Source organism: Neorhizobium puerariae (assembly GCF_042429745.1).
Taxonomy (GTDB): domain Bacteria; phylum Pseudomonadota; class Alphaproteobacteria; order Rhizobiales; family Rhizobiaceae; genus Neorhizobium; species Neorhizobium puerariae.
In genome coordinates this window covers 34,620-60,827 of sequence record NZ_JBHMAA010000011.1, presented here as the reverse complement: position 1 = coordinate 60,827, position 26,208 = coordinate 34,620, and the positions used below count along the sequence as shown (strand labels likewise).

Below are 26,208 nucleotides of genomic sequence, written 5' to 3'. Positions count from 1 at the left end.
AAGCCTGTCATCTCAAGTAACGCGTCTTGAAATCCGTCACATGGGAAAGGCTACACATATCCCTGGAGATACTCATGCCTTCCATGTCCCGCCGCGTCCTGATCAAAGGCACGTCCTTGCTGCTCGCGGCGACCGCACTCTCTTCCTCCGTATTCAATCGACGGGTGGCCCTGGCGGGAGAGACGGCCATCTCTCCCCAGAGAGGCGGCACATTGATCTTTCTGCTTGCCGTGCAGCCTCCGCAGCTGGTGCCATTTTCTCCGGATGGGTCAAGAAGCATTGGTCCGAAGGTGGTGGAAGGACTGCTTCGCTATGACTTCGACCTTGCGCCGAAACCCGCCCTGGCGACTGCCTGGGAGATCAGCGACGATGGCCTGATCTACACCTTCCGCCTTCAGGAAGGTGTCAGGTGGCACGACGGAAAGTCTTTCTCCGCCGAGGACGCCGCATTCTCGATCCAGCTCCTGAAACAGATTCACCCTCGCGGCCGCGCGACGTTCGCCAATGTCGAGACGATCGACACGCCCGACGACCATACACTTATCCTGCGGCTCTCCAAGCCTGCGCCATATCTCCTGAATGCGCTCGTCGCGAGCGAGTCCCCCATCGTACCCAAACATATCTATGCGGGGACAGACGCCAGCATCAATCCGGTCAACAATGCCCCAATCGGAACCGGGCCGTTTCGGTTCGTCGAGCTTGTACACGGGAGCCATTTGATCCTCGAGCGCAATCCCGACTATTGGGATGAAGGCAAGCCCTATCTGGATCGTGTGATTTTTCGCTTCATATCCGATCCCGGTGCACGGGCCACGGCGATCGAGACCGGGGAAGTCGATATCGCGTCCGGCACGCTGATACCACTCAGCGATGTCGAGCGGATCAAAGGTCTCGATCACATCATCGTCGATCCCCGCGGCTCGATCTTCGATGCCGGTGTCAAGCGGATCGAGTTCAATCTCGACAACGAATACTTCAAGGATATCCGCGTGCGGCAGGCCGTCGCCCATGCGATCGACAAGACGGTCGTGCGGGATGTCGTCTGGTATGGTTTCGGAGAAATCGTGACCGGCCCGATCAGCCCCGACCTCGCCCCTTTCCGTGCGGCTGGATTGCCGACCTATGATTTCAACCCGGCGAAGGCGGAAGCGTTGCTCGACGAAGCAGGCTATCCGCGGGACAAAAACGGGCTCCGTTTCCGCGTCGTGCACGATTTTCGTCCCGCGACGGAAGGAGACAAGCGCACCGCCGACTACGTCAAGCAGGCATTGGCGAAGGTCGGTATCGAGGTGACGGTCCGCACCCAGGATTTCGCAAGCTACGTGAAGCGCGTCTATACGGATCGCGACTTTGCATTCACGACCAACTCGATGACCAATACGTTCGATCCCACTGTCGGTGTGCAAAGACTGTACTGGTCGAAGAATTTCAAGCCGGGCGTTCCATTCTCAAACGGTGCGCATTATGCCAATCCCGAGGTCGACTCCCTTCTCGAAGCCTCAGCGGTGGAGGTGGACACGACGCGGCGCAGGCAGTTCTGGACGGATATCCAGATCAAGGTGATCAACGACCTGCCCGACCTGAATCTTCTGTCGGACTTCCAGTTCACGTTCCTGAACAAGCGCGTTGTCGATGCGATCACCGATGCCGCCGGAATTTCCGGCGATTTCGCCTCAACCTGGCTCAAGCAGTGAGAGACCGCGCGACATGACCAGTGGAACTCAAATCTACTACACGCGCTGCCCTGCTCCGACCGCGACGGGCGTAGGAGCCGGACTTGGCCTGTTGCAGAAAGCCCTGCGAGCCAGTGGCTTCCAGCCCAATGCGCTGCAGGATGTGAAGGACCCAGACCTCCGCCGCCACCATTTCGAGCACGGCATCTCCAATCTCATTCGCGAGGGCGGCAACATTCCCGCCATATGGGCGAGGAGCCACGGCGCCCGGACACGACTTCTGGGCATCACATGGCTCGATGAAATCCAGGCCGTCGTCGTACGATCGGATTCGCCTGCAAAAGTAATCGCCGACCTCGTCACGGGCCGCTTTGCAGTTCCCGTATCTTCCGGCCATCGCCTCGATGTTGCGAAAATCTCAGCGCTACGAGGAATCGATCAGGCGCTCGGAACCGTTGGAGCGAAACTATCTGACGTCACCCTCGTTGAAATCCCTCACAGGACGACCGCACCTGGCGAGCGGGGCGGTGAGCATTTCGATGACGAACTTGCCGCGCTGGAGGCTGGACAGGTGGACGCCGTCTGGCTGAAAAGCGCCGCCGGTGCCGCCGCCATGGCGTCGGGGAAGGTGCGTCCGATCCTACGGCTCGACCTTCAGGAAGATCCGCTGGTCCGGGTTAACAACGGCACTCCGCGCACGCTGACTTTCCACGAGGCTTTCATCGCCGATCATCCGGAAGCCGTCACAGCCGTTCTGGCGGCGGTAAAAGAGTCCGTCCTGAGCATCGGCCCTGACCGGCACAGGCTCTGGGGGCTTCTGGCGAGCGAGACAGGCCAATCGGCAGAGGACGCCGAAAGCGCGTTCGGTAATTTCGCAACGGCCAACCTGCTTCCCCACCTGTCGGAAGAGCGCCTGACTGCGCTTCAGCATCAGGCGGATTTTCTGTTGCGCGAGGGCTTCATTCCCGCACCGGTCGACGTGCGAGCCTGGGCGCTGGACTGGGCGGCATGATCATGGATGCCGGACATTCCCCCTTGACGACGGTCTCGAAAAACACCTTCCGCCGGATAGCCCGGGACTTTGCCGCGACGCTTTTGCCGGGAGCGGTGGAGCGCGATGCCTCCGGCCAGCCTTTGCGTGCCGAATACAAGGCATGGGGACGCACGGGGCTTCTGACGCTCACAATTCCGGCCGAGCAAGGAGGCCCCGGGCTTTCATATCCCGAATTGTCGGACATGATCCAGATCATCGCGGCTGCGGACGGTGCTCTCGCCCAGACGGCGCAGAGTCATTTCGGCACGATTGAAACGCTCCGGAGCTTCGGCACGCCCGCACAACGGGAATTCCTCCTAGGCCGAATTCTTGCATTCGACACCTTTGGCAATGCCCAGGCGGAAGCCGGCCAAAAGGATGGAGGGTTACCTTCAACTTGCCTGACGTCGAACGGCCCGGATTACCTTCTGAACGGCACGAAGCTTTACACGACCGGCGCCTTCAACGGCGATTGGATTCGTGTTTCGGCGCAGGACGACGACGGCAACTTCGTCTTCGCCATCGTGCCCCGTGAGACCGAAGGCATTCACTTTGCCGATGACTGGAGGCATTTCGGCCAGCGCGGTACAGCCAGCCAGACCATCCTTTTCAAGGATGTCGTTGTCCCCGTCAGCCATGTGCTGCGTAGACCCGAAGGCCAGCCGCATTTCACGCCGCTTCTGGCGACTTTCCAGCTCACCCATTCGGCGATCGACATAGGCATCGGCAGAGGTGCCCTGGAGACCGCCAAGGACCTCGTCCGTGGCCGCACGCGGGTTCCGCCGGAAGCGCTTTCCCGTGGTTGGACACGACCGGGAGACGATCATCATCTTCTCGTCACGCTCGGTCAGTGGGAAGCGCGCCAGCACGCGGCGGAACTATTGCAGGCGCACGCGGCGCAGACATTGCACGACGCGGTGCAAACTCTGGATTCCGACAGTGTTGCAAAGGCGGCAGTCACCGTTTCGAAAGCCAAGGCCTTCGGAGGAGATGTCGCCCTGCAGATTGCGACGGATATCTTCACTTTCGCCGGCGCCAGTTCCACCCGCTCCGAACTGGGATTGGATCGGTACTGGCGCAATCTGCGCGTCCACACGCTCCACGATGCCAACTGGTGGAAATATGCCCAGGTCGGAGCCTATGCGTTGGATGGCATTTCCCCGCCAGTGATCGCCTCGCAATGAAGCACGATAGCAGCATTAATTCGTCGTGCCGCAGCAGGCCCGGTACATGACATCCATGCTCATGTCGCCTCATGGACAATAGTGGGCACCGTGGCCATTGGCGACAGCGGTGAGGCCATGAGGCGGCCACTCTGCCCGTCTGTTTCCATGGCGGTCGACCCGGTGAAGTCATATGACAGAAACACCCGGCCTATCCTCACGGCAACGTGATTCCCGGACCTTCTTCACTTTGCAGGCAAAGGTATCCCCTGTCGAAGATGCCTTTGCCTCGTTCGGGATTCTCTCGCTCAGACATCCAGCCAGGCATTGGCGAAATCGCTTGACGTCACGTCGATCGTCGTCACCAGCGAGCGGGCGGCGGCGGATCGCGCTATCACGGTCGGCAGGGCGACGAGCGCGAAGTTCGGCAGGTCGACGCCGGCAATCGCCTGGATTTTCCTGAAATAGCCGGCCCGCTTCGCATCGTCCTTTTCAATCGCAGCCGAGCGGAAAAGGTCGTCCACTTCGGGGTTGTTGTAGTGCGCGGCATTGACATAGGGAGCGACATTCTTGATCCCGTCCGACCAGTAAAGCCGCTGCACACCGGCCGTCGGGTCGAACAACCGGCTGATTCCGTTCAGGTTGATATCAAAACCGCGCTCGTTATAGACACGCTTGATATAGGTCCCCAGGTCCCCGTCCTGTATCTCCACCCTGACACCGAGCTTGCCGAAGGCGGAACGAAGATATTCCGACGTCTTCCTGAACGTATCGCCGGGAAGGAAGGCAAGGCGCAGGCTAAACCGGACGCCATCCTCCTTCTTCTGAAAACCGGCGGCATCCAGCAATTGAGATGCCTTCTGGAGGTCGAATGGATACTGGAACGGGGCCTCATCGTTGTAAGCCGCGAAGACCGCGGGTATCGTCGAGGCTGCCGGCTTCGCAGCTCCGAAGAAAATCGTATCCACGATGAAGTTTCGATCTATCGCGTGGGCCAGAGCGTGGCGAACCTCGCGTTTTGCGAGGATCGGGTTCTCCAGATTGAACTCGAATATCTGTGCGTTGTTGAGGTAGGCGTCGGTATAGGTATCGACGGCAATCTGCGGGTTCTGCCTCAACCGGTCGATATCGACGTATGAAATGTCTGTCGACAGATGCGCTTCCCCAGTTTCGATGGCGATGGACGCGGCAGCCGCGTCACCCACAAACCGCGTCACCACGGCGTCGAGATACGGCAAACCCGCCTGCCAATAGTCCGGGTTCCTTCTGAGCTTGACGTGGCTGCCGCGTTTCCACTCCTCGAATATGAAAGGGCCGGTCCCGATCGGGCTCGTGCCATTCTTGCTGGCGGCATAATCTTCCGTCGGATAGCTGTGGGCGGCGAGAATCGGCGTCTCGCCTCCGGTCAACGCTCTCAGCAGGAAGGGTGTCGGCCTGGACAGGACAATGACAGCGGTATGGGCATCGGGCGTTTCCACATCGGTGACGTTTGCAAAGGTGATGCGGCCGCGGGGGCCGACGCGTTTGAACGCCAGGAGCGAAAAACGCACGTCAGCGGCGGTGAATTCCTTGCCGTCGTGCCATTTCACACCCTGGCGCAAACTGAATGTGTAGCGCAGCCCATCCTCCGATATCGCCCAGGAGGTGGCGAGTACGGGCTGGGGGGTGAACTTTTCATCAAAGCGCACCAGTCCTTCGAGGATCTTGGTGGAGATGACCCGGGTCCGGGTGTTGGAATCCAGCAACGGCACGAGGGTCGTCGGCTCTCCGACGGCAACGGCGTTCAGAATCCCGCCCTTTTTCGCCGCCTTTGCCGATTGTGCCAGGGAGGACAATCCCGGGACTATTCCCGTGCCGAAAACCGCACCGAACAAAAGGGCATTCCGTCTGGACAGTTGCATATGCAATCCTTCCTTTGCTGGACAAGAATATTTCAGAGAGTTCAGGCCGCTTGCAGCCGGTTTTCGACAAGGCGGGCAAACAAGGTGGCCCCGACGGGCAAGATGGCGTCATCGACGATAAAACCGGGATTGTGGGCCGGAACGCCGCCGGAATGGCCGAGTGTGAAGAAGGCTCCGGGCGCATGGAGCAGCATGTCCGCGAAATCCTCGCTGCCCATGGCGCGTTTGGGTGACGTGGAAACCCGGCCTTCGCCCAAAACCTGACGGCCGATATCGGCGACGATGTCGACATGTTCCGGATGGTTGGTCAGGACCGAGAAAATATCCCGGATATCGATTTCGACCTCGAGATCATGCGCGGCAGCGACATTCCGGGCGATGGTCGTCAGCCGGGAGCGGATCAGGTGCCTGACGTCATCGGAGAACGCACGTATCGTGCCGCCGATGCTCGCAGTTTCCGGGATCACGTTGTTAGGCTGAACCGCTATGCACCTTGGTAACCGACAGGACGGCCGGTTCAGTCGGCGTGACGTTCCGGCTCACGATGGTCTGCAGTGCCTGAACGAGTTCGGTGATCGCGGGAATGGGGTCTCGTGCGACATTCGGATGAGCGCCGTGAGCCCCTTTGCCTTTAAACGTGACGTCGAAAAAATCGGCGCCAGCGAGCACCGTACCGGCAGAGACATGCAGATGGTCGGGCGGCGAGTGCGTCGAATTGTGAAGCCCGTAGATCTCGTCAACCGGAAACCGCTCGAACAAACCATCGGCAATCATCGCGCGCGCGCCGCCGAGTCCTTCCTCCGCCGGCTGGAAGATGAAGGTCACCGTGCCGGCGAAATCCCGCGTCTTAGCCAGATAGCGGGCCGCTCCCAGGAGAATTGTCGTGTGAGCGTCGTGGCCGCAGCCATGGAAACGGTCGGGATAGACGGAGGCATAGGAAAGGCCGGTCTCCTCCGGCATGGGCAGCGCATCCATGTCGGCCCGCAATCCGACTGAACGGTTGCCGGGGTGACGTCCCGAGAGACGCCCCACCACGCCCGTCTTGCCGATGTTCCGATGAACCTCGATACCCCACGACGAAAGCTTTTCGGCAACGATAGCCGACGTTCGCACTTCCTCGAAGCCGAGTTCGGGATGAGCATGCAGATCGTGCCGGATGGCAACAAGCTCCGGAACATAGCTCTCGATGAGGCCGATGACCCGAGGGGCGAAATCGGGTTCAGTTCGCACGATGGATTCACTCATGATGCATGTCTCACAATCAAGGCCGGCGGCGCGGTTCTTGCCGATGGAAATTCGGAGATCGGCAAACGGATTGCCCTCAGCCGGAAGGCTTCCGGCTTCGTACGGTTGTCGGGAATGGCCGCAATCCCATCTCCACTCATGTGAAGTTGTACCGTGCTTCGCGCCAAATAGTCTATAAACTTTATAGACTAAAGGATGTCAGATTGAGGAAAGAAGTTGCTTGAGACTGGACCAATACGGAAAATTCGTCTTTCCAATCAACATGTTGATTTCGGCAGTCCAACGCAGCCGAAAACCTGAAGCGGAACTATGGCGATTGTTGGCGGATCTATATTCAATGAAGCTTGCTCCGTCCGATGAGCGCGTCACCCGCTGTCCTCGAAAGGGCGAAGAATGAAAGGGATGAAAAGGCGGAGATCAGGGCGATGACGACAAAGGATGCGGAGAAAGCCGAAGAGGTCAGATTCCCTGCGTTTCCGGAATAGAAATGGAGCAGGATAGCGGCAAGTGCCACGCCGACCCCCTGGGAAATGCGCAACGCCATTTGCGAGAGCGTTGTTGCATGGCTCATCTCGGCATCCGTCACCTCCGCAAAAGACAGCGCATTGAGGCTCGTGAACTGCAGGGCGCGGAACACCCCGCCGAGAAAGATGACCGCCATCATCAGATGAACGGCAGTTTGCTCGTTGAATGCGGCACAGAGACCCATGAACAGGCTGGAGATCAAGGCATTCCAGGATAGCACCGATCGAAAGCCAAAACGGTTCAGAATGTAACGGGTCAATGTGCGCATTCCGAAGGCGCCGATCGCCGCGACAAAGGTTATGGCTCCGGACTGGAGCGCCGTATAACCGAATATCACCTGCATCAACAAAGGCAGCATGAAAGGCATGGCGCCGAAACCGACACGGAAGAGCGTACCTCCGAACATGCTGGCCCGGAACGCCGGATGCCGGAAAAGACGAATGTCCAGAATAGCGTCCGGCCGGCGTCGCGCATGGTGAACATAGAGCCACAGACTGATGATGCCGGCGAGTGCAGGCGCAACCATTCCAACGCTATTCTCGCGTGCGAAGGAGTCGAGACCGAAGATGACGGCGCCTACGCCGAAACCGGACAGCAGAAAACCAGGGAGATCGAAAGGTCTCTTCGCCATGTCGTCAACCGGTCGACGTGGACACACCCGTTGCCCGGCCGCCCCTGACGACGACATGCGCAGGCCCCTGATCGGTCACCAATTTGCCGCCGTGCCGGACAAAGTCAGCCAGCAGCACATCAATCAGGGCAGACAGATCGAACCAACCTTCTCCGGGATTGAAGATGGCGCCCTGCGGGGTTACTGCTCGGGCGTCGACACCAGGCGTCACCTCCGAGACGCTGCCCGCATCGACATGGACCGCCTCATACGCAAGCGACACATTGCGACGAAAGGTTGCGTCGATCCTGTTCGTCGCGTCATCGGGGTCCCACATCAGCCCGCCCTTGAAGGAAAGCCAGCTTGCGGTGGGAAATCGATGCGACAACGTGCGATATCTGTCGATGCCGGCCATTCTGAGCCGATGGTATGCTTCCGAGCAGACACGCGCGGAATTGAGCCAGGAGAGCGAGCGGCCGGAAGCTCCATTCCCCACCGGACCGTCGTTGACGAGTGTGACGGCCACACCGCGCCGCACGAGTTGGGAGGCCGTTGAAACACCCAGGATTCCGGCGCCGACGACAATCACATTGGAAGCTTCTTTAGTCATGGGCAGCCATCCGATATCATTTTCCTGGCTGGTGCGCAGCGGTGTGAAACCTGCTTCATCGGCGCACCGGGCGTGGCAGGCCTAAATGGTCGCGCAGGGTCATCCCCGTATATTCGATTCGAAACAGGCCGCGCTTTTGCAGTTCCGGCACCACCAAAGTCACGAAATCCTCGAGAGATTCCGGAGCGACCGGCGGAATGACGTTGAAGCCATCGGCCGTGCCGCTGGTGAACCATTCTTCGAAATCGTCGGCGATATCGCGATGGGAACCGACGATCAGCCTGTGGCCGCGCGATGCGAGGGCCTGACGCTCAGGCATGTTGTCGAGAGCAAGCGTTCCGGCGAGCGTGCCGGCAAAACCGCTGGCGATCATCGCCCCAAGCATCGGCAGCCAGGCCGCATAGGCAAAGCCAAGAAGACCGAATGCCAGGATCTTCAGGCCATGCTGCACGACCATGCAGGTTGCATGGGTTGCGATCAGTGGCTGCTTCGTGATCCCGCGAGTAGACAGCAGGGCGGCCACCAGCGGCTCGGTCGCCCCGACGATCATCATCCCGAAGCTCGTCACGACGTCTCCGGCGATAAAGAAACCGCGGTTTACGCGCTCGGTATCCGGCTTCAGCGTCCGGCCGAGCACCGACCACAGGATGAAAAGCCTCAGCATGATCTTGGCGAAGGCGTCCGGAATGAAAACCACAACCGGTCCGCCGAACGCGATCCCGATGACGCTGCCGATCAGGAACCACATCACCAGAGGCCAGATGACATGGCGGTGCTGGACCACGGTACGTCCGAAATTGGAGCCGAGCTGAACGATGCCGTGGACGGGCAGCAGGTTTGCAACCGGCATGCCGGCTCCCATGACGGCCAGCATGGCGACGCCGCCTCCCAGGCCAAGAGAAGCCGTCAACGCCGACGTGAAAAAGCTGGCAAAGACAAGAATGGCCGCAAACTGCCAACTGATATCCGGAGGAACAAAAGCGTCGATCATCGCGGTCCGTTATTCGCATCGCCACCCGCTCCGATGAACTGCCGTCGGGTCGGGGGCGTAAATTAGTCTATAGAAGTGATCGATTTTATGATATGCAGTCAAATATCTTGTTTTTCATCATCTATTCCTTGAGGCTATGGAATGTCGGTAATCAGCTTGCGCCAGGTCGAGGCCTTCAAAGCCGTGGTGGAACACGGAACAGTCAGCCTCGCAGCCTCAGCTCTCCACGTCTCGCAACCGTCCCTGAGCAAGCTGATCGCAAATCTCGCGCGGCAGACCGGTCTGAAGCTGTTTGAGCGGCAGAAAGGCAGATTGATTCTGACTGACCGTGGGCGACGGCTTTACTCCGAGGTCGAGCGCATTTTCGTCGGTCTCGATCAGCTCGGGCGCGCCGTGAGCGAGTTGCGCCGCGAGGAGGCGGAGGTTCTGCGGGTCGGCGTCGTCCCGGCGCTCTCGGGGCTGCTGCTGCTCAAGGCCGTTCAGGACTATGCAAGGCTCCGTCCCGGCGTAAGGCTGTCGATCTTGATCCGGGAATCGCACCTCCTGGTCGACAGGATAGAAAACGGAAAGCTCGATGTTCTGATCGCAAGCAGGACCACGGAGATCAGGGGGCTGGAACGAACGTCACTCATGACGGCTCCGGTGGTGTGCATATTACCGGAGGGGCACGCCCTGACCCGTCACGATATCATCACACCAGCGCTTCTGGCTGGCGAGAACATCGTTTCGCTGACCGACGAGAGCACCCTGCCCCAGCGGATGGCGGAAGCCCTCGAGGCTGCCGGGCATCAGGTATCGAGCAGCATCGAGATATCCTTTGTCACGGGCGTGTGCAGGCTGGTGGAAGCCGGGCTCGGAGTGTCTCTCGTTCATCCGCTCGTTGCAGCGGATTCCGGAGCGACGCTGGCCATAAGGCCGTTCGAACCGTCCATCGTCGTAGACTTCCATATCTACCGGACGGCAGCCCGCCGCACCCGCCCCTACGTCGAGGACTTCATCACCGTCTTCGAGCAAGCCGCAAGCGAACTCCTCTCCGGCGATCTGCCCGGGGTCGCCGGGAACGGAAGGGCAACACTCTAGCTTCGCTGCGAGCAAACCACTGCAGCATCGCGGAATGCCGCAGGGGGATCGATTCCCTTGCGATGACGCCTGCATCAGGCACGTTCACAGGCAAACTGAGCGCTATCCATGGAGGCGCTTAGCCCGCAACGATGGCTACGACGAGCGATCGGCGGGATCGACACGCCAAAGGGGAGATCGGAAGGTCCTTTCTCCGCCTGTTTCAACCACCACAAAGAATTTATGCCGTCCCTCGACAATCAATACTCGTCGAGCGCTTCCACAGGAGTTCGGCGGTTAGCCCGCTGCTGTATTGCTGCCGGCCGGTGATGAGGCGGCCGTCGCGAATGGCAAACGGCTCGTTTGCACCGCGGCACAGGAAGCTGGTGCCCGCGATGCCGGCAGCCTCGCTCTGGATGGTGTACTCGTTCAGCGTCATGCCGAAGGCGACGTTCACCTCCTCTTCCTTCTCGTCGGTGAAGCCATGAACTCCCATCACGCAACCGCGCTATCGCTTTCTGCGGAACTCGGTGGGTGTCGTTCCCCAGGTCCTCTGCATCACCGCGGTCATGTGGCTATGGTTCGAGAAACCGGCAAGCTCCGCGATCCGGCTCAACGGGGTATCGGTATTGACGATCAGGCCCCGGGCATATGAGAGCCGGGATGAAATCACATACTGGTGCGGCGACTGGCCGGTGGTGCGCTTGAAAGCCCGAACGAAGTGCGTCGGCGACAGGTTGGCGATCGACGCCAGACGCTCCAGGGATAAGGGCGCGCTCAAGTGCTCCTGAATGAAGTCATTGACCCTTCGCCATGTTCTGGCCTGAAGCCCGCCATTGAAAACCTGAGCCGGCCGGTCCTTCAGCGAGCTGTGATTGCGAAGCAGGTGGAGTGCGAAGACCGTGGCCAGAGCATCGAGGTTCTCCTGGGCGCCCAATTCGTTGTTTTGAATTTCGTGCCGCATCCAGCAGGCCAGGGTGTGTGCCTTCTCGTCGAACAGGCCGGGCTTCGGCGGGCGCAGTTCGAACGTCTCCCGGTCGAACTCCATGCCCGCCAGACGCTGCAGGCGCAGCGGATCGATGTCCAGGCGCAAGCTATGCTTCTGCGCCGTCCAGCCCGCGAACACCTCGTTCTGCGCGGGAACGATTTCGAGCGATCCCATTGGCGCGATGTCGACAATCCTTCGGTCGCTGTTGAGCGCGATCTGCCATTGCGGTTCCATCGTGAAGAAAACCAGCGCCGCGTGTGCCGGAGGGACGAATTGAACCGAATTGGGTCCGGCATGGGTGCAGGCAACCGCCGCGCCATCGAGCTTGGCTCTCGGCCCCCACTTCTCCGGTCTTGCGCGCAGAACGCCGTGTCCGCCTCCAAGAGCGGTCGGGCGTGACAAGGTTACGTTCCCGGAGGAGCCGTTGCCGCGTTCGGCCATTGTACTTTCCCCTACAATTTCAGTTACCTCTCTAGGCGATCTTAAATGTCCGAACAACCTCGCTCCCCTTCATGCCGAGATGAAGGACATTCGTCAATTGACGACCCATGCCCTCGTTCACGCCAGGCGTGCTCCTCGCACGCACGAACCACCGCGGCTTTCGTACCGTGTCAGTCGAGTTCAATATGACCACAGCGACATCTGGAATGCGCCTGCTCAATCGAACGACGCGCGGCACCTTCTGATCGAGGCTGGTGGGCACACCCAGTGATCCGGCCGGCATCCTATGACATCTATGAGGGGGAGCCGGGTTGTCGGCATGACAATCTGCCGACCGGCCGCACAGAATATACGACGGGAGGCATGGCGGGCACGGCGGCCCATCCCCTCATGCGTACGATCTTCCCGAATGAACGGCCTAGCGCCGCAAGGCGACGAAGCAAGTACCCTGCAGGAACGACATCGTCTCGAATGCAGTTGGTTTGCGAGCGGCGTCGGTCTGCATCCAATCGTCCAAGAGCGACTGAATATCGATAATCGGCAATTCAGAAGACGTCCGAATTCCATCAATACAGGAAGACACGGTAATGATTGCAGTGTAGTCCCCACGCCGTATCGTCATCTCGAATTCCGCGAAGGTCGTGACGCTTACAGCCGCAAGACCCTCGGCGATCAAGGCGGACTCGAGCAATTTGATTGCCCGCGTATCCGGCAGATAGATACAAATTCGCCGAAGCGACGACAGGTCGACGAGATTGAACATCACAAGGCTCCCTCATTTCCGCAGTTATAGGTTCGGAAATTGGAGGCAGCATTCGATTTTGTTTTGTTTTGTTTCGGTTTCCTACCATGCGTTCGAATGGGAAAGCCGGTTGCTCGCACCGGCGGGCCGGCATGGTTCAGCACGTTCTTGAGGCTGCAACCGGCAAATGCGGGGGAAATCGAGCCCACCCGATCTTTGGCCTCCGTCGAGTTGTGATCAACTACGCAATGTCCGCAATAAAATCAAACATAACCAAACACACTCTTACGCTGGCAAGAGGTAGATTTTCGTCATCTCCGTATGAGGAAATCACCATGCCGACAGGGATCATCCGCCCCGGGAAAATTCTTGTATTTCTGCCTCAGCCAGCGGCCAATCTGATTGTCACGAAACTGGCGGAACATGGGCATGAGGCCATTGCAGCATCGACGGTGACTGAGGCTTTTGATATACTTCGCTCGGATAATTGTTCCTTCGCCATAACGACCGGATCGGCGATTGATCTCCTGCGCAGCATCCGCCCGGTACCAGTGGTCAATCTTGAGGTTTTCTTCCACGCAGAGCCTTCCGGTGATGGTACATTGATAACGTCGAAACAGTTCGACAGCAGCGCATTCATGAAACGGATCGAATTTCTTGTTCAGCCCATGACAAAAAGGGCTGAGTTCACCGGTACCGAGTGGGCAGAGCGTGAAAGGATACGAGAGCACAAAGCGCCCCGATGGTGGGCTACGGCAAAGGTGATGTTGGGTTTGGCGCGTTAGTCACGAGCTCCCAAGATCGCAGCCAGATACGAATTGAGGCAAGCCGGATAGGTGCGAGGACGTTATCGTCGCGTCTGTCGTATCGGGTTGCCACGGCCCTGAACCGTTTGAGCTTGTTGAAAGACCGCTCGACAGCGTTGCGTTGTTCGTGAAGCCACGCGCTGAAAGCGGGAATATTGACCGCGTGAGGCCGTCACCTAATGCGCTGCAAGCTGTTTCGCGCCAAGTGCAAATGCAGCACGGGCCAGGTTGGTGCGCTCTTCATGTGCAAGCGAAACCATGTGGAGCGGAATCGAAAGGTCCTCGGCAAACTCCAGCCGCACGATGTCGTCGCTGACGGCATGGCCAAGGTCGGAGAGAATGCCAACGTCGGTGCCGAGCCGGGCCAGGTGCCAAATGGTTTCGATGGAGGCCACCTCGTAGAGAATGGGCGCCACGACACCATGATTGTGCAGATGGTCGTCGAATACCTGACGGGACCGGCGGACGGACGGCGAGATGATGAGGCCGACCCCTTCAAGTTCCCGGATGGAAATCTGCGACCGGTCGGCCCATGCGTGCGAGCGCCCGACATAGGCATGATATTTGTAGCGACCGATCTCCACCGCTTCGACGCCTTCGAGGCCCGCTGGGGCCGTGAAGAAGCCGATGTCGCAGCGCCGCTGATGCAGTGCTTCCAGGATATCGGCGAAGGTGCTGATGGACAGGTCGATCTCGACATTGAGCAGGTTGGCGCGGCAGAGGCCGACAAAGTCGGCCAGGCGCGGGGTTGAAACCGAGCGTATGCGCAAAGTCTTGCCGACCAGGGATGCGCCTATGCTCTGCACGTAGTCGAGGCTTTCGAACACGCGCGCGGACGCGTCGAGCAGCCGGCTGCCCTCTTCAGTCGGAAAGACGCCGCGGCTGGTGCGCCGCAGCAGGGGAACGCGGCATTCCTCCTCAAGCGACTGGATATGCCGGGTCAGCGCCGGCTGGGAGATGTTGGCCGCCAGCGCCGCCTTCGAAAAGCTGCCGGCCCTGATGACGGCGTCCAAATATTTCAGTTGTGTGACGGTTATGTTGATCAAGTCGGCCCCCATGCCCAATCGGCATTTCAGTCGTTGCGGCCACTTAGCTAACCTTTTCGACATCGCGATGACAGTGGCCGCTACGCCCGTCTGGCGCACCTGCCCAACACGAATCAAGGAAACGCGCGTGTCTCTTCTTTTCTCCGAAACCGGCAAACTGCACATCTGCGCCCATCGCGGGCAAAGTTACAGCGCGCCGGAGAACACGCTCGCCGCCTTCCGCGCGGCGGTGCAGCTGGGGGCGAGCGTCTGCGAGACCGATCTGGCCGTGACGGCCGATGGCGAATTCGTGCTGATCCACGATGCCAGCGTCGATCGCACCACCAATGGCAAGGGCCTCGTGGCCAGGATGACGCTCGATGAACTGCGCGAGCTCGACGCGGGCAGCTGGTTCGGGCCGCAGTTCGCCGGCGAGCGCGTTCCGACCCTGCGCGAGGGTTTTGCCCTGGCCAGGGAATTGGGCTTCATCATACAGCTCGAACTCAAGATCCATGGCCGCGACGACGAAATCCTGCCGCGCCTGGCCAAACTGATCGACGAGGAAGACGCCCATGGCGTCGTGCAGTTCTCCTCGTTCGATTTCGCCCAGCTGCGCCGGGCCAAGCTGGAAATGCCGCGCATCCACACGCTCGGCATCAGCCATTCGCGCCTGATCAATCCCGTCGCCGCCGCGCGGGAAGCGCTGCTCGACGCCTACAACATCGAAATCCAGCATTTTGCCTCCGGTGAGGCCCAAGAGTTGCATGAAGAGGGCATTGCCGCCTTCCTCACCGTGCCGCGCCCCGACAAGATCGCCCTCAACGCCACCTATGGCGACGATCTCGAACCGCGGCTTCTGGCCTGGATCGCCGAGGGTCGGATGGACCAACTCTGCTGCGACGATGCCGGCTTCTTGGCACGCCTTGTCGGTGGAGATATCTGACCCCCATGCTCCAATCCGATGACCTGGTTCAGCCGGTCGCCGACCTCGTGATCGAGGCAGCCGAACGGTTTGTGCTTCCTCTTTATCGCCACCTCTCGTCCGACGACATCTCCCTCAAGGCGCCCCTGGACTATGTGACCAGGGCCGACCGCGACGTCGAGGCTTTCCTGCTGCCCAGGCTCGTCGCGCTCCTGCCGGGCAGCGTCACCGTGGGCGAGGAGAGCGTTCATGAAGACCCGGGCCTGCTCGCAAGCCTGGGGAACGACCTCGTCTGGCTGGTCGACCCGCTCGACGGCACCCGCAATTTCGTCGAAGGACGGCCGGAATTTGCCATCATGGTCTGCCTCGTCGCCGAGGGCCGGGCGGAGATGGCATGGATCTATTTCCCCCTGCTCGACAAGCTCATCCTGGCGCGCAGGGGAGAAGGCGTGTCGATTAACGGCATTCCGGCCAAGGCCATGACCGCTGTGCGCTCCCCTCCGCACGGCATCGTCGTGCATTCAGGCATGCCGCAAGCCATCAGCCAGACGCTGGCGTCGGCGACTCCAGCAATCGGTCTTACCGGCTCCGAACTGTATTCGGCGGCTGCCGATTGCCTGACCATGCTGGAGGGACGCCTCGATTTCGTACTCTATTGGCGCACCATGCCGTGGGACCATGCACCTTGCTGCCTGGCACTCACCGAAGCGGGCGGCGCCTGCCTGCGGCTGGATGGGCAACCTTACAGCCCCGGCGATGCCAAGAGCGGGTTGGTGGTGACGCCGGACCCCGCGATGACACGCCGGCTTGCCCGCTGGATGGAAACCCAACTCGCCTGATCCATGCGTCTTGTTGCCCTCGTCCAACTGCGCCGCGCCGATTGCAACAACCCGATGACAGCTATGCCGAGTCCGGGGCGCCTCATAGGCAAACGGCATTTTCGCTGCGCTTTCAGGATCGCTAGTCTCCTTCGTGTGGAAGAACCGATGCCACGCCAAACACGCTGCCAACCGCATATGCATGGCGCCTGCACCCGCCTCCCAGCAGAAAGGAATCCATCATGAACAGACTTTGGAAGATCGCCGGCCTCGGGTTGCTTGCCGCGGCACTGACCAGTTCCTCGGCCATGGCACAGACGGCGCTCAGCATGTGGTATCACGGGGCCGGCAACGAGGTGGAAAGCAAGATCATCAACCAGATCGTCGCCGACTTCAACGCCAGCCAGTCCAACTGGACCGTGGAACTGCAGAGCTTCCCGACGCCGGCCTACAACGACAGCGTCGTCGCCGGTGCGCTCGCCGGCAACCTGCCCGACATTCTCGATGTCGATGGACCGAACATGCCCAACTGGGCCTGGGCCGGGTACATGCAGCCCCTCACCATCAACGAGGCCAAGATCGAAAACTTCCTGCCCGGCGCCAAGGGCTATTGGGACGGCAAGCTCTATTCCATCGGCCTGTGGGACGCCACGATCTCGCTGGTGACCCGCACGTCGACCCTCGAAAAACTCGGCCTGCGCACCCCGACACTGAAACAGCCCTGGACCAGGGACGAGTTCATGGCCGCCCTTAAGGCTGCCAAGACCTCGGGCAATTTCCCCTACGCGCTTGACCTGGCCATGCAGAACAATGGCGGCGGCTGGTATGCCTACGGGCTGACCCCGCTGCTCTGGAGCTTCGGCGGCGACCTCGTCGACCGTTCGACCTACCTTACCGCCGAAGGCGCGCTCAATGGCGACAATGCCATGGCGTTCGGTGAGTGGTTCCAGGCTCTGTTCACCGGCGGCTACGCCGAAGCCACCCAGAGCCAGGCCGACCGGGAAACCGGCTTTGCCAAGGGCCGCTATGCCTTCTCCTGGCAGGGCAGCGGCACCGCCACCAAGGCCCTCGCCGCCTTCGACGACACCGTGTTCCTGCCCGCGCCCGATCTTGGCCATGGCGGCAAGGTCGGCGCCGCCTCCTGGCAGTTCGGTGTTTCCAAGACATCCAAGCACCCTGAGGGAGCTGCCGCCTTCATCGAATTCGCCCTGCAGGACAAGTACCTGGCGGCCTTTTCGGACGGTATCGGCCTCATTCCCGCCACCACGACCGCTGCTGCGCTGACCAAGAACTATCGTCCCGGCGGCCCGCTGGAACAGTTCTTCGCCTTCTCCAACGAGCAGGGCATGGTCCGTCCGGTCACCCCCGGCTTTGCGGTGGAATCGGTCGTGTTCCGCAAGGCCATGGGCGACATCGCCAACGGCGCCAGCGTGGCTGATACGCTCGACGCCGCCGTCGACGAAATCAACGCCGACATCGAACGCAACAACGGCTACGGCCACCGCTAAGCCGGATTTGAGGGGCGCGAATGCGCGCTCCTTTCCTACCCCTCGCATGGAACAGCCATGGCATCGAAGTTCACAATCTCGAACCGCGCAGGCTGGCTGATGGCCGGGCCGGTCGTTCTGCTGCTTCTGGTCTTTACAGTCCTGCCGTTTGTTCTCGCCTTTATCTACAGCTTTACCGACCAGCGGCTGGTTTCCCCCAACGCTCCGCGGTTCGTCGGCCTTGCCAATTACCAGCAATTGCTCGGCGTCGGCATGCTGACGCTGGAGCCCGAACGCGGCCCGGACGGCACGATCAAACGCAACGACGCGGGCGATGCCACCTATCCCTCGATCCGCAGCTTCACCCGCGCAAATCCCGACTATCCGCACCTGACCGGCATGCGCGAATGGTTCTCCTTCCAGCTCGGCGACAACCGCATCGTGGCGCTGGCGCGCGACATCGTCTTCATGAAAGCCATCGGCAATACGCTGATCTTCGTGCTGTTCGCCGCGCCCCTGCAAAGCGCCCTGGCTCTCGTGCTGGCCCTGCTCGTCAACCAGCGCCTGCCGGGCATGACGATCTTTCGCGCCATCTATTTCATGCCGGTTGTCGTTTCGATCGTCGTCGTATCCCTGCTCTGGCAGTTCATCTATGCGCCGGACAGCGGGCTTTTGAACAACCTGCTCAAATGGCTGAGCCTCGGCACGCTGCCGGCAATAAACTGGCTCGGCAATCCGGCCACCGCGCTGGGGTCCATCATCGGCATGTCGATCTGGCAGGGCGTGGGCTTCCACATGGTCATCTGGCTTGCGGGCATCCAGACGATCAACCCGGTGCTCTACGAGGCGGCGGCCATCGAGGGCGCCAATCGCCGGCAAGTATTCTGCCATGTCACCTGGCCCGGGTTGCGCAACACGGCCGTGCTCATCCTCATCGTCATCACCATGCAGGCCTTCTCATTGTTTTCGCAGGTCAACGTCATGACCGCCGGCGGCCCGCTCGATTCCACCCAGACCATCATGTTCCAGGCCGTCGAACGCGGATTCGCCCGGCAGGACATCGCCAGCGGCGCCACCATCTCGGTGATCTTTTTTGCCATGGTGCTCTGCGTCTCGCTGTTCCAGCGCCACCTCACCCGGCAGAAGGTCTAGTCCATGACGCGCAATGAACATGTCCTTCTGACCACGGCGCGCTACCTGCCGCTCGTCGTGCTGGCGCTGATCTTCATCTTCCCTATCGTCTTCATGGTCATGTCGAGCTTCAAGCCCGACATGCAATTGCTGAACGACACCACAAGCCTCGCCGCATTCCTGCCCGTGGGCGACATTTCGCTCGACAATTACGCTGCAGCCTTCCGGCGCGTGCCGGTCGGGCTCTTTATCTTCAATTCGGTGCTGGTGACGGCGATCACCATGCTGGCCAGCCTCGCGCTGTGCTCGCTGGCGGGCTTTGCCCTTGTCTTCATCAACTGGCGCGGGCGCGACATCGTCCTCGCGGCCATTCTCGCCACCATGATCATACCTTTCGAAGCGATCGCCATTCCCATGCTGCTGCTGGTGTCCAAACTGCCCTGGATCGGGGCGGAGGGGCTGGCCTTCGGCTGGTTCAATTCCTATCAGGTGCAGATCGTGCCGTTCATCGCCGACGGGCTGACGGTCTTCCTCTTCGTTCAATATTTCCGCGACCTCCCGGGCGAATTGATCGAGGCCGCCCGCGTCGAAAGCGCCAGCTGGTGGCAGGTCTACCGGCGCGTGGTGATGCCTCTGGCCGGCCCGGTGACGGCCACCGCCGCCATCCTCAAGTTCCTCGCCATGTACAACCAGTATATGTGGCCGCTGATGGTGGTGCAGGACGAAGGCTACCGCCCGGTGATGATCGGACTGCAATATTTCTTCCAGCTCAGCGTGCCCTGGGGTGAGGTTATGGCCTATCTCTCGATCATCACGGTGCCGGTGCTCGTTTTCTACGTTTTTCTGCAACGCGCCTTCATCGCCTCGATTGCGGCGACCGGCATAAAAGGCTGATCGGAGTTTTCCAATGGCGATTCATCTTGAGGACAAGTGGATCTGGGACAGCTGGTACGTCCATGACAGTGTTCGCTGGCATGGCTATTTCCTGCAAGCCGACCGATCGCTCGGCGATCCGCGCCTGCGGCACCGCAACGTCTCCATCGGCCACGCGGTGTCCGACGATCTGGTCAACTGGGAGCTTCTGGGTACTTGCTTTGCCCCTTTCGGCGGCCCGGCCTTCGATGACGAAACCACCTGGACCGGCTCTGTCGTGCACGGCGACGACGGCCGGTGGCATTTGTTCTATACCGGCACGAGCAAGGCCGAAGACGCCAAGGTGCAGCGCATCGGCCATGCGGTGTCCGATGACCTGCACAATTGGCAGCGCGTTGGCGACGGCCTCTGCCTCGACCTTGAAGGCCCCAATGCCGGCCTCTACGAGGTGACCTACACGCCCGGCCATTGGTACGAGCGCGCCATGCGCGATCCATGGGTGATGCGCGACCCCGATGGCGAGGGGTGGCTGATGTATTTTACCGCCCGCGCGCCCGGCATCGAAGAAGCCAACGAGGGCGGCGCCATCGGCTTTGCCACCTCCAGGGACCTGGTGACCTGGACGCTCGAGCCGCCGGTCTTTGTCGGCGCCTTCGGCCACCATGAAGTGCCACAGGTCTTGGAGATCGCAGGCCGCTGGTATTGCCTGTTCTGCTGTAGCGCCGGCAATTGGTCGAAGGCCTATGCTGCGGCCGTCAGCCAGGAGCCGGTGACGGGAAGCCACTATCTCGTCGGCGACGGCCCGCGTGGCCCCTGGCGCGTGGCACCCGGCGATTTCCTGGACAGCGGCGCGCCCATCAACCGCTACGCGGCCCGCATTCTCGATGCCGATGGCCTCAAGATTCTCGGCTTTGCCCGCGGCACGACCGAGAACTTCATCGGTATCGTGACCGATCCGGACGATGTCACCGTCGATGCCGACGGCTTGCTGCATGTCGTCCCGCGCGTTCGGGAGGCGGAATAGATCATGGCTCGCCTTTCCCTGACCGGTCTCGCTAAGGACTACGACGGCAATCGCGTCATCGATGGCATCGATCTGGACGTCGAGGACGGTGAATTTGTCGTCTTCGTCGGTCCTTCGGGTTGCGGCAAGTCGACGCTTTTGCGGATGATTGCGGGCCTCGAAGACATCAGTGCCGGCACATTGACCATCGGCGAACAAGTGGTCAACGACGTGCCGCCCAAGGACCGGCGCATCGCCATGGTCTTCCAGAGCTACGCCATCTTCCCGCATATGACCGTGCGCGAGAATGTTGCTTTCGGGCTGACCATCGCCGGCGCATCCAAGGCCGAAAAGGAGGCAAAGGTGACGAATGCCGCTCGCATTCTGCAGATGGAGCATCTGCTCGACCGGCGTCCGAGCCAGCTTTCGGGAGGTCAGCGCCAGCGCGTTGCGATCGGCCGCGCCATCGTGCGCAATCCGGAAGTCTTCCTGTTCGACGAGCCGCTGTCCAATCTCGATGCCGCTTTGCGCGTCGACATGCGTCTTGAGATCGCCAAGCTGCACCGGGACCTCAAGGCGACGATGCTCTATGTCACCCACGATCAGGTGGAAGCCATGACCTTAGCCGACCGCATCGTGGTTCTGAACGAAGGTGTCGTGCAGCAGGTCGGCGCGCCGCTCGAACTCTATCACAAACCCGCCAACCGCTTTGTCGCGGGCTTCATCGGCTCGCCGAAGATGAACTTCTTCTCCGGCAGGCTCGAAGCGATCGAAGGCCGGGAATTGGAGCTCGCCTCGGCGGCACTGGGTCAGGTCAAGCTCATCGCCCGAGATGCGAACCTGCGCGTGGGCGACGAATTGACCATCGGCCTGCGCCCGCAGCATTTCGAAATTTCCGGTGCCGGTGGCATCGACGCGACGGTGATGCTGGTGGAACGGTTGGGCAACGAGACCACGGCGGTGGTGCAATTGCCATCGGGCGACAGGGCGACGGCAGAACTTCCGGCCGACAACCCAGTCAGCATCGGCGAACGGCTGCAGATACGTCCCAAGGTCAACGAAGCGAAACTCTTCGACACCTTTGGCGCCGCGGTCGTTCTGGCGTGACGCCAGGTTCGAAGTTGGCCAAGAAATTCGATGAGTGTCGACTTCGCGCGAATGAAGACCGGCTCATCGACGGTCGGAACGAAAAACTCTGACCGCATTCTCATGAAGGATCATCTGAGGCCGGCCCCTTTACTTGCAGAAGCTCTCACAATCATCCGATTCTCCTTTCTTATGGCCTTAACCGTTGATTTTCCTTCAGATGACCACAGTCGCATCCGTTTTGGCAATCATCATCTGGAGTTGAATGGTCACTCATCCTGGAAAATTTCGCGACGTGAACGCTTAAGATCTCAGCCGGCGAAAGATACGCCTCTGTAATGCATCCCCATCTGGACCCCGCGGACAATAAGCCGGGACAGGATTTCCATGTCCAGCGGCATCCGCGGACGCCACACATCAAGGAGAAGCGCAACGCGAGCCTGATCGGCGTTGTTCGTGACTTCGTGCGGGAAGGTATCATCCCATAGCATGCACTCGCCGTCGGCGATCCGCTTTTCCTGATGATTGATCATCATGATTGTTGCGGGGCGACCATCCGGCTGGCGTGGAATGACCAGGCCGAGGTGAAATCTCATGATCCCGCGGAAAGGACCTCGGTGGGGTGGGATGTGCTTGTACGGCGCCAGGAAGGAAACGGCCGCCGATTTCACTTCCGGGCACTCCGCCAGCAGCCGGCTGAGGACCGGCATGCGCGCCATATTTTCCGGTATTGTCATATCGTAGGCCTTAAGCACAAACATGCGCCAATCGCGGCCGTCATTGGCCGAGATTTCAGCCTGTTCCGGCATGATATCATGAAAGCGCGGCGCCTTGCCCAACTGCACCGCAAGAGCTTCGTCACGGATTTCGTGCCACGCGGCAATAAACTTCGCCGCGTTTGGAAATTGGGTGCCGACATCGAGAATCGCCGGTGCATCTATACGCTTTTCATAAATACACCGGACGAGATTGGCTCCGAGATCGTAGATGTGCGACATTGCATTGCCTCAATAGGGTTATGGATGTCGACCGCGTCCTTCCCGCGATCGACGCCGCTTGGCTATTCTCGTTTGCTGTTTTCTGGTGTTATCTTTTGTTGAGAGTTGTGTTCGACGAAGCGATGCGGCGCGGAAAAAATGGAGCGGCCAGCGCGCCGTCTGCGAACGGCCGCCCACCGTGGTGCCATCGCTAGAAGATCCAACTGCGGGGGCAAAATCCTGGTTGAAGGCGAACAGCCGCTGGCAGTCAGCAGGATGAACAGAAGGACAGCGGGAACGGGATTGCGGATCGATCAGGCGGAAAAGTTCATCGCGCTTCTCCTTCTGTTCGGCCAAGCCTCCCATCGGACAGGAAGGCGCCGCCCGCCGTTACGACGTCGGCCGAACGGTCGAGGCCCGAGAGGTTCTCCACTTCGCTGCTGCACCGCCGGTCGGTTTCCATGCGCACGCGTGATGCGCACCTGTTTTCATCCACAGTGAAAACGTGGAACCGGTCCAACGCTGAAGTTGCCGCCTCCGGCTCGCCGGCCTTTCTTGACCGAGTTCGGGTCCAGATCCGTGATGAAGATCCCTTCGTTTCGCCGCCGGCAAGATTGCCGGGGTGATCTGCGGTTTTGGACAGACTGCCGACATCACTGCCAGAACCGGATAATCGCCATGACTCCGGCGGCTTCACCCGACGTGAATGAACAATTCGCGAGACCGCCGCTGTTGCCGGTCGGCCGGCCGCACCTGCCAAACGACGCCGTCCTATTGGCGCGGCTTCTCCGATGCCCGCAACAATTCTTAACAAGAGAAAACCCAAGCCAACGGCAAAATCGGGATTAGTTCCGCCGGACACGAACCAAGGGAATCCGGCTGTGAACCACAAAAGCTTGCCAATGCGATCGCGACGCCGGGCCAACCGGCCTTGGAGCGCATGTCGCATTCGCGGTGGAGTGCAGCACGGCTGGCGGATGTCATGATGCTTCGCCGGAACAGTGGAAAGAGGCGATATTAGTGCCTCGGCTGCTCACGATTCTCCTGCTGGCCTTTCTTGCCGGCTGCATGGCGCCGGATCGCATTCCCTATGGATCGAAGGCGGCAACGGCCGCCACTATCGACGGGTTTGACGACATCCGCATCTACGCGGATTCGAACGGCACGCTGCCGCAGGCGCGGGCCTGGCTTCCCGCCACGAAACATAAGGAAATCAACTACCTCGTCCTGTCGGGCGGGGGCGCCGGAGGAGCCTTCAGCGTCGGCGCGCTGAAGGCCTGGTCGGACAAGGGGCAACGGCCCGAATTCGACATGGTCAGCGGCGTCAGCACGGGTGCGCTGATGGCGCCCTATGCGTTTCTCGGACCTGCCTACGACGGGACACTCGTCGATCTGTATACGAGCGGCATTGCCCAGGAACTGGTCGACGTGGACTTCCTGCCGAGAGGTCTGCTGGGCGCAAGTCTCCTCAAGCAGGAGCCGCTTCGCAAGCTGGTCGAGCGCTATCTGACGCACGACATCCTGGCGAAAATCGCAGCGGAACACCGCAAGGGACGGCGCCTGCTTGTTTTGACCTCGAACCTCGACTCCCAGAGAGCCGTGATCTGGAACATGGGCGCCATCGCCGAAAGCAACCGGCCTGACGCGCTGAAACTCTTCCAGGACATCATCATCGCGTCGGCCAGCATCCCCGGCCTTTATCCGGCGGTGCTCATCAGGGCCAGAGCCGGCGGGCAGGTATTCGAGGAAATGCATTCCGACGGCGGTTCGGCCTCCCAGATCCTGACGATCCCGGAGGGCTGGATCGCCGATGCGGAGAAGGGCGACTGGCCCGAAGGGCCGAAATTCAACATGTACATCCTCGTCAACAACGCCCTCATGCCGGAATTCTCCACGACCACGAACAACACGTTCATTGTCATGGCCAGGGCGAGCTCGTCCCTCATCAAGGCGCAGACCCGCAGCGCGCTGCTGGCCACCTACGCCTATGCCAAGAAGACCGGCATCCGGTTCCGCATGGCCTCCATCGATGCGCAGGTTTCCTACGACATGACCGATCCGTTCAACACCAACTACATGCGCGCCATATACAACCTTGGATATGCAAAAATGGCGAGCGGCACCCTTTGGAAGGATCGGCCTTCCTTCACCGACAATCTCGCCGCCACACAACCGACGCCGTCGCGATAGCCGCGGCCCCTCACCCAACAGGAAAACGAAATGCCATCTTCCCGCATTCGCCCGTCAGGCACCGGCTCCCGCCCCCGACCGATCAGATCGGCCCTCCTCTTCCTGCCGTTGCTGTCGGCCGTCGGAGGCTGTGCCTCCGTGCCGCTCGAACAGGCAAACTCGCTGACGACCTATGACGGCCTGACGTCGAACAAGGGGCGGCTGACGAAGGCGAAATACAAGGTCGCGTCAAGCGATCTCGTTGCGACCAAGACGATTTTCATCGAGCCGACGGCGGTGTCCACCGCTGCCGCGCAATCCATCAGGAAACCGTCCGACCAGGCTTTGGTTGCCAATGTGATCAGCCGCGCCCTCTGTGTCGGCCTCAGCGACCGTTTCCAGGTTGTCGACAGGAGGGAGAATGCGGATCTCGTCGTTCACGCCACCGTCACCCGCATCGTACCGACCAATGCCACGGTGGCCGGCCTGTCGACCGTGACGTCGCTCGGAGCCAACTTCGTCGTTCCCGTGCCCGTCCCGAGACTGCCGATGGGACTTGGAGGCCTTTCCGTCGAGGCTGAGGCCACCACGAGGGACGGCAGGCAGGTGGGCGCGATGGTGTGGGCCAAGGGCGCGAACTTCGTGACCACCAGCGCGCGCGTTTCGCAGATTGGCGATGCCTATTCGCTCGCGTCGAGCTTCGGCAGCGATTTCTCCAAGATGCTCGTCACGGGCAAGACGCCGTTCAAGGGGCTGCCCAAGCTTCCCTCCGGGCAGAAGATCGTGTCAGGCCTCGGCGGAAAGCCGAAATATCCGGCCTGCGAGAAATTTGGCCGGTCGCCCGGCCTGACGGATTTCGCCGCCTCGCAAGTCGGGCTGCCACCGTCCTGGACGGACAGGCAGCCTCAGGCGCAGGGCCGATAGAAAGGA

23 protein-coding genes and 2 pseudogenes are annotated in these 26,208 nt (G+C 60.6%); 14 read left to right on the top strand and 11 right to left on the bottom strand.

Annotated elements, in window-relative coordinates; all coding sequences use genetic code 11:
* Nucleotides 1–74 precede the first annotated feature (74 nt).
* Genes ACFFP0_RS09040 through ACFFP0_RS09030 form a run of 3 tightly spaced genes read left to right on the top strand, consistent with a single transcriptional unit; the run spans nt 75 to nt 3,890 of the window.
* A complete protein-coding gene (locus ACFFP0_RS09040; RefSeq protein WP_377259290.1) occupies nt 75–1,694 on the top strand; it encodes an ABC transporter substrate-binding protein in 1,620 nt (539 codons plus the stop codon).
* 13 nt (nt 1,695–1,707) lie between these two features.
* Entirely contained in the window at nt 1,708–2,685 is a 978-nt protein-coding gene (locus ACFFP0_RS09035; protein WP_377259287.1) for an ABC transporter substrate-binding protein, read from the top strand.
* Nucleotides 2,682–3,890: an acyl-CoA dehydrogenase family protein gene (locus ACFFP0_RS09030; RefSeq protein WP_377259284.1), complete on the top strand. Its 1,209-nt coding sequence runs from the start codon at nt 2,682–2,684 to the stop codon at nt 3,888–3,890. The genes ACFFP0_RS09035 and ACFFP0_RS09030 overlap by 4 nt, the downstream gene beginning before the upstream one ends.
* Nucleotides 3,891–4,177: 287 nt before the next feature.
* On the opposite strand, the gene ACFFP0_RS09025 is transcribed toward ACFFP0_RS09030, so the two are convergent.
* From ACFFP0_RS09025 to ACFFP0_RS09005, 5 genes and pseudogenes are all read right to left on the bottom strand, one after another.
* The gene (locus tag ACFFP0_RS09025) at nt 4,178–5,770 is read right to left on the bottom strand and encodes an ABC transporter substrate-binding protein (protein WP_377259281.1); all 1,593 of its coding nucleotides are present in this window, start codon (nt 5,768–5,770) and stop codon (nt 4,178–4,180) included.
* Between the two features lie 41 nt (nt 5,771–5,811).
* Nucleotides 5,812–7,015 (bottom strand): annotated as a pseudogene (locus ACFFP0_RS09020) (M20 aminoacylase family protein).
* Nucleotides 7,016–7,349: 334 nt separating this feature from the next.
* Nucleotides 7,350–8,171 (bottom strand): MFS transporter, encoded by an 822-nt coding sequence (locus tag ACFFP0_RS09015; protein ID WP_377259278.1) that lies wholly within the window; start codon nt 8,169–8,171, stop codon nt 7,350–7,352.
* A gap of 7 nt (nt 8,172–8,178) precedes the next feature.
* Nucleotides 8,179–8,760, bottom strand: a pseudogene (locus ACFFP0_RS09010) (NAD(P)/FAD-dependent oxidoreductase); the annotation flags it as partial.
* 55 nt (nt 8,761–8,815) lie between these two features.
* On the bottom strand, nt 8,816–9,751 hold the full coding sequence (locus ACFFP0_RS09005) for a TSUP family transporter (protein WP_377259275.1): 936 nt from the start codon (nt 9,749–9,751) through the stop codon (nt 8,816–8,818).
* Between the two features lie 156 nt (nt 9,752–9,907).
* On the opposite strand from ACFFP0_RS09005, the gene ACFFP0_RS09000 reads away from it, so the two are divergent.
* Nucleotides 9,908–10,831 carry a LysR substrate-binding domain-containing protein gene (locus ACFFP0_RS09000; protein ID WP_377259272.1) on the top strand — a complete coding sequence of 308 codons (924 nt, stop codon included), beginning with the start codon at nt 9,908–9,910 and terminating at the stop codon, nt 10,829–10,831.
* 220 nt (nt 10,832–11,051) lie between these two features.
* Here ACFFP0_RS09000 and ACFFP0_RS08995 read toward each other — a convergent pair whose 3' ends face one another.
* From ACFFP0_RS08995 to ACFFP0_RS08985, 3 genes are all read right to left on the bottom strand, one after another.
* Entirely contained in the window at nt 11,052–11,309 is a 258-nt protein-coding gene (locus ACFFP0_RS08995; protein WP_377259269.1) for a type 1 glutamine amidotransferase family protein, read from the bottom strand.
* Nucleotides 11,310–11,318: 9 nt separating this feature from the next.
* Nucleotides 11,319–12,239 (bottom strand): helix-turn-helix domain-containing protein, encoded by a 921-nt coding sequence (locus ACFFP0_RS08990; RefSeq protein ID WP_377259266.1) that lies wholly within the window; start codon nt 12,237–12,239, stop codon nt 11,319–11,321.
* A 418-nt stretch (nt 12,240–12,657) separates the two neighbouring features.
* Nucleotides 12,658–13,002 (bottom strand): hypothetical protein, encoded by a 345-nt coding sequence (locus tag ACFFP0_RS08985; protein WP_377259263.1) that lies wholly within the window; start codon nt 13,000–13,002, stop codon nt 12,658–12,660.
* A gap of 314 nt (nt 13,003–13,316) precedes the next feature.
* On the opposite strand from ACFFP0_RS08985, the gene ACFFP0_RS08980 reads away from it, so the two are divergent.
* A complete protein-coding gene (locus ACFFP0_RS08980; RefSeq protein WP_377259260.1) occupies nt 13,317–13,766 on the top strand; it encodes a hypothetical protein in 450 nt (149 codons plus the stop codon).
* Between the two features lie 197 nt (nt 13,767–13,963).
* Here the strand turns inward: ACFFP0_RS08980 and ACFFP0_RS08975 are convergent, their stop codons facing one another.
* Nucleotides 13,964–14,833, bottom strand: a complete 870-nt coding sequence (locus ACFFP0_RS08975; RefSeq protein ID WP_377259257.1) for a LysR family transcriptional regulator — start codon at nt 14,831–14,833, stop codon at nt 13,964–13,966.
* On the opposite strand from ACFFP0_RS08975, the gene ACFFP0_RS08970 reads away from it, so the two are divergent.
* From ACFFP0_RS08970 to ACFFP0_RS08940, 7 genes are all read left to right on the top strand, one after another.
* On the top strand, nt 14,823–15,755 hold the full coding sequence (locus ACFFP0_RS08970) for a glycerophosphodiester phosphodiesterase (protein WP_377259254.1): 933 nt from the start codon (nt 14,823–14,825) through the stop codon (nt 15,753–15,755). The genes ACFFP0_RS08975 and ACFFP0_RS08970 overlap by 11 nt on opposite strands.
* 5 nt (nt 15,756–15,760) lie before the next feature.
* Nucleotides 15,761–16,573, top strand: a complete 813-nt coding sequence (locus tag ACFFP0_RS08965; protein WP_377259251.1) for an inositol monophosphatase family protein — start codon at nt 15,761–15,763, stop codon at nt 16,571–16,573.
* A 221-nt stretch (nt 16,574–16,794) separates the two neighbouring features.
* A complete protein-coding gene (locus ACFFP0_RS08960; protein WP_377259248.1) occupies nt 16,795–18,060 on the top strand; it encodes an ABC transporter substrate-binding protein in 1,266 nt (421 codons plus the stop codon).
* 57 nt (nt 18,061–18,117) lie between these two features.
* On the top strand, nt 18,118–19,191 hold the full coding sequence (locus ACFFP0_RS08955; RefSeq protein WP_377259245.1) for a carbohydrate ABC transporter permease: 1,074 nt from the start codon (nt 18,118–18,120) through the stop codon (nt 19,189–19,191).
* Nucleotides 19,192–19,194: 3 nt separating this feature from the next.
* Nucleotides 19,195–20,064, top strand: coding sequence for a carbohydrate ABC transporter permease (locus tag ACFFP0_RS08950; RefSeq protein ID WP_377259243.1), 870 nt, complete (start codon nt 19,195–19,197; stop codon nt 20,062–20,064).
* A 13-nt stretch (nt 20,065–20,077) separates the two neighbouring features.
* Nucleotides 20,078–21,067, top strand: coding sequence for a glycoside hydrolase family protein (locus ACFFP0_RS08945; protein WP_377259240.1), 990 nt, complete (start codon nt 20,078–20,080; stop codon nt 21,065–21,067).
* Nucleotides 21,068–21,070: 3 nt separating this feature from the next.
* Nucleotides 21,071–22,153, top strand: coding sequence for an ABC transporter ATP-binding protein (locus tag ACFFP0_RS08940; RefSeq protein WP_377259237.1), 1,083 nt, complete (start codon nt 21,071–21,073; stop codon nt 22,151–22,153).
* A gap of 290 nt (nt 22,154–22,443) precedes the next feature.
* Here the strand turns inward: ACFFP0_RS08940 and ACFFP0_RS08935 are convergent, their stop codons facing one another.
* On the bottom strand, nt 22,444–23,130 hold the full coding sequence (locus tag ACFFP0_RS08935) for an aspartyl/asparaginyl beta-hydroxylase domain-containing protein (protein ID WP_377259234.1): 687 nt from the start codon (nt 23,128–23,130) through the stop codon (nt 22,444–22,446).
* 18 nt (nt 23,131–23,148) lie between these two features.
* Nucleotides 23,149–23,466, bottom strand: coding sequence for a hypothetical protein (locus ACFFP0_RS08930; protein ID WP_377259231.1), 318 nt, complete (start codon nt 23,464–23,466; stop codon nt 23,149–23,151).
* Between the two features lie 663 nt (nt 23,467–24,129).
* On the opposite strand from ACFFP0_RS08930, the gene ACFFP0_RS08925 reads away from it, so the two are divergent.
* Both ACFFP0_RS08925 and ACFFP0_RS08920 read left to right on the top strand, forming a co-directional pair.
* Nucleotides 24,130–25,299, top strand: a complete 1,170-nt coding sequence (locus ACFFP0_RS08925) for a patatin-like phospholipase family protein (protein ID WP_377259228.1) — start codon at nt 24,130–24,132, stop codon at nt 25,297–25,299.
* Between the two features lie 30 nt (nt 25,300–25,329).
* A complete protein-coding gene (locus ACFFP0_RS08920; protein ID WP_377259225.1) occupies nt 25,330–26,202 on the top strand; it encodes a DUF3313 domain-containing protein in 873 nt (290 codons plus the stop codon).
* Nucleotides 26,203–26,208 lie beyond the last annotated feature (6 nt).

Coding starts and splice junctions, on each gene's coding strand:
- ACFFP0_RS09040 (WP_377259290.1), top strand. CDS start 75: ATGCCTTCCATGTCCCGCCGCGTCCTGATCAAAGGCACGTCCTTGCTG.
- ACFFP0_RS09035 (WP_377259287.1), top strand. CDS start 1,708: ATGACCAGTGGAACTCAAATCTACTACACGCGCTGCCCTGCTCCGACC.
- ACFFP0_RS09030 (WP_377259284.1), top strand. CDS start 2,682: ATGATCATGGATGCCGGACATTCCCCCTTGACGACGGTCTCGAAAAAC.
- ACFFP0_RS09025 (WP_377259281.1), bottom strand. CDS start 5,770: ATGCAACTGTCCAGACGGAATGCCCTTTTGTTCGGTGCGGTTTTCGGC.
- ACFFP0_RS09015 (WP_377259278.1), bottom strand. CDS start 8,171: ATGGCGAAGAGACCTTTCGATCTCCCTGGTTTTCTGCTGTCCGGTTTC.
- ACFFP0_RS09005 (WP_377259275.1), bottom strand. CDS start 9,751: ATGATCGACGCTTTTGTTCCTCCGGATATCAGTTGGCAGTTTGCGGCC.
- ACFFP0_RS08990 (WP_377259266.1), bottom strand. CDS start 12,239: ATGGCCGAACGCGGCAACGGCTCCTCCGGGAACGTAACCTTGTCACGC.
- ACFFP0_RS08985 (WP_377259263.1), bottom strand. CDS start 13,002: ATGTTCAATCTCGTCGACCTGTCGTCGCTTCGGCGAATTTGTATCTAT.
- ACFFP0_RS08980 (WP_377259260.1), top strand. CDS start 13,317: ATGCCGACAGGGATCATCCGCCCCGGGAAAATTCTTGTATTTCTGCCT.
- ACFFP0_RS08970 (WP_377259254.1), top strand. CDS start 14,823: ATGTTGATCAAGTCGGCCCCCATGCCCAATCGGCATTTCAGTCGTTGC.
- ACFFP0_RS08965 (WP_377259251.1), top strand. CDS start 15,761: ATGCTCCAATCCGATGACCTGGTTCAGCCGGTCGCCGACCTCGTGATC.
- ACFFP0_RS08960 (WP_377259248.1), top strand. CDS start 16,795: ATGAACAGACTTTGGAAGATCGCCGGCCTCGGGTTGCTTGCCGCGGCA.
- ACFFP0_RS08955 (WP_377259245.1), top strand. CDS start 18,118: ATGGCATCGAAGTTCACAATCTCGAACCGCGCAGGCTGGCTGATGGCC.
- ACFFP0_RS08950 (WP_377259243.1), top strand. CDS start 19,195: ATGACGCGCAATGAACATGTCCTTCTGACCACGGCGCGCTACCTGCCG.
- ACFFP0_RS08945 (WP_377259240.1), top strand. CDS start 20,078: ATGGCGATTCATCTTGAGGACAAGTGGATCTGGGACAGCTGGTACGTC.
- ACFFP0_RS08940 (WP_377259237.1), top strand. CDS start 21,071: ATGGCTCGCCTTTCCCTGACCGGTCTCGCTAAGGACTACGACGGCAAT.
- ACFFP0_RS08935 (WP_377259234.1), bottom strand. CDS start 23,130: ATGTCGCACATCTACGATCTCGGAGCCAATCTCGTCCGGTGTATTTAT.
- ACFFP0_RS08920 (WP_377259225.1), top strand. CDS start 25,330: ATGCCATCTTCCCGCATTCGCCCGTCAGGCACCGGCTCCCGCCCCCGA.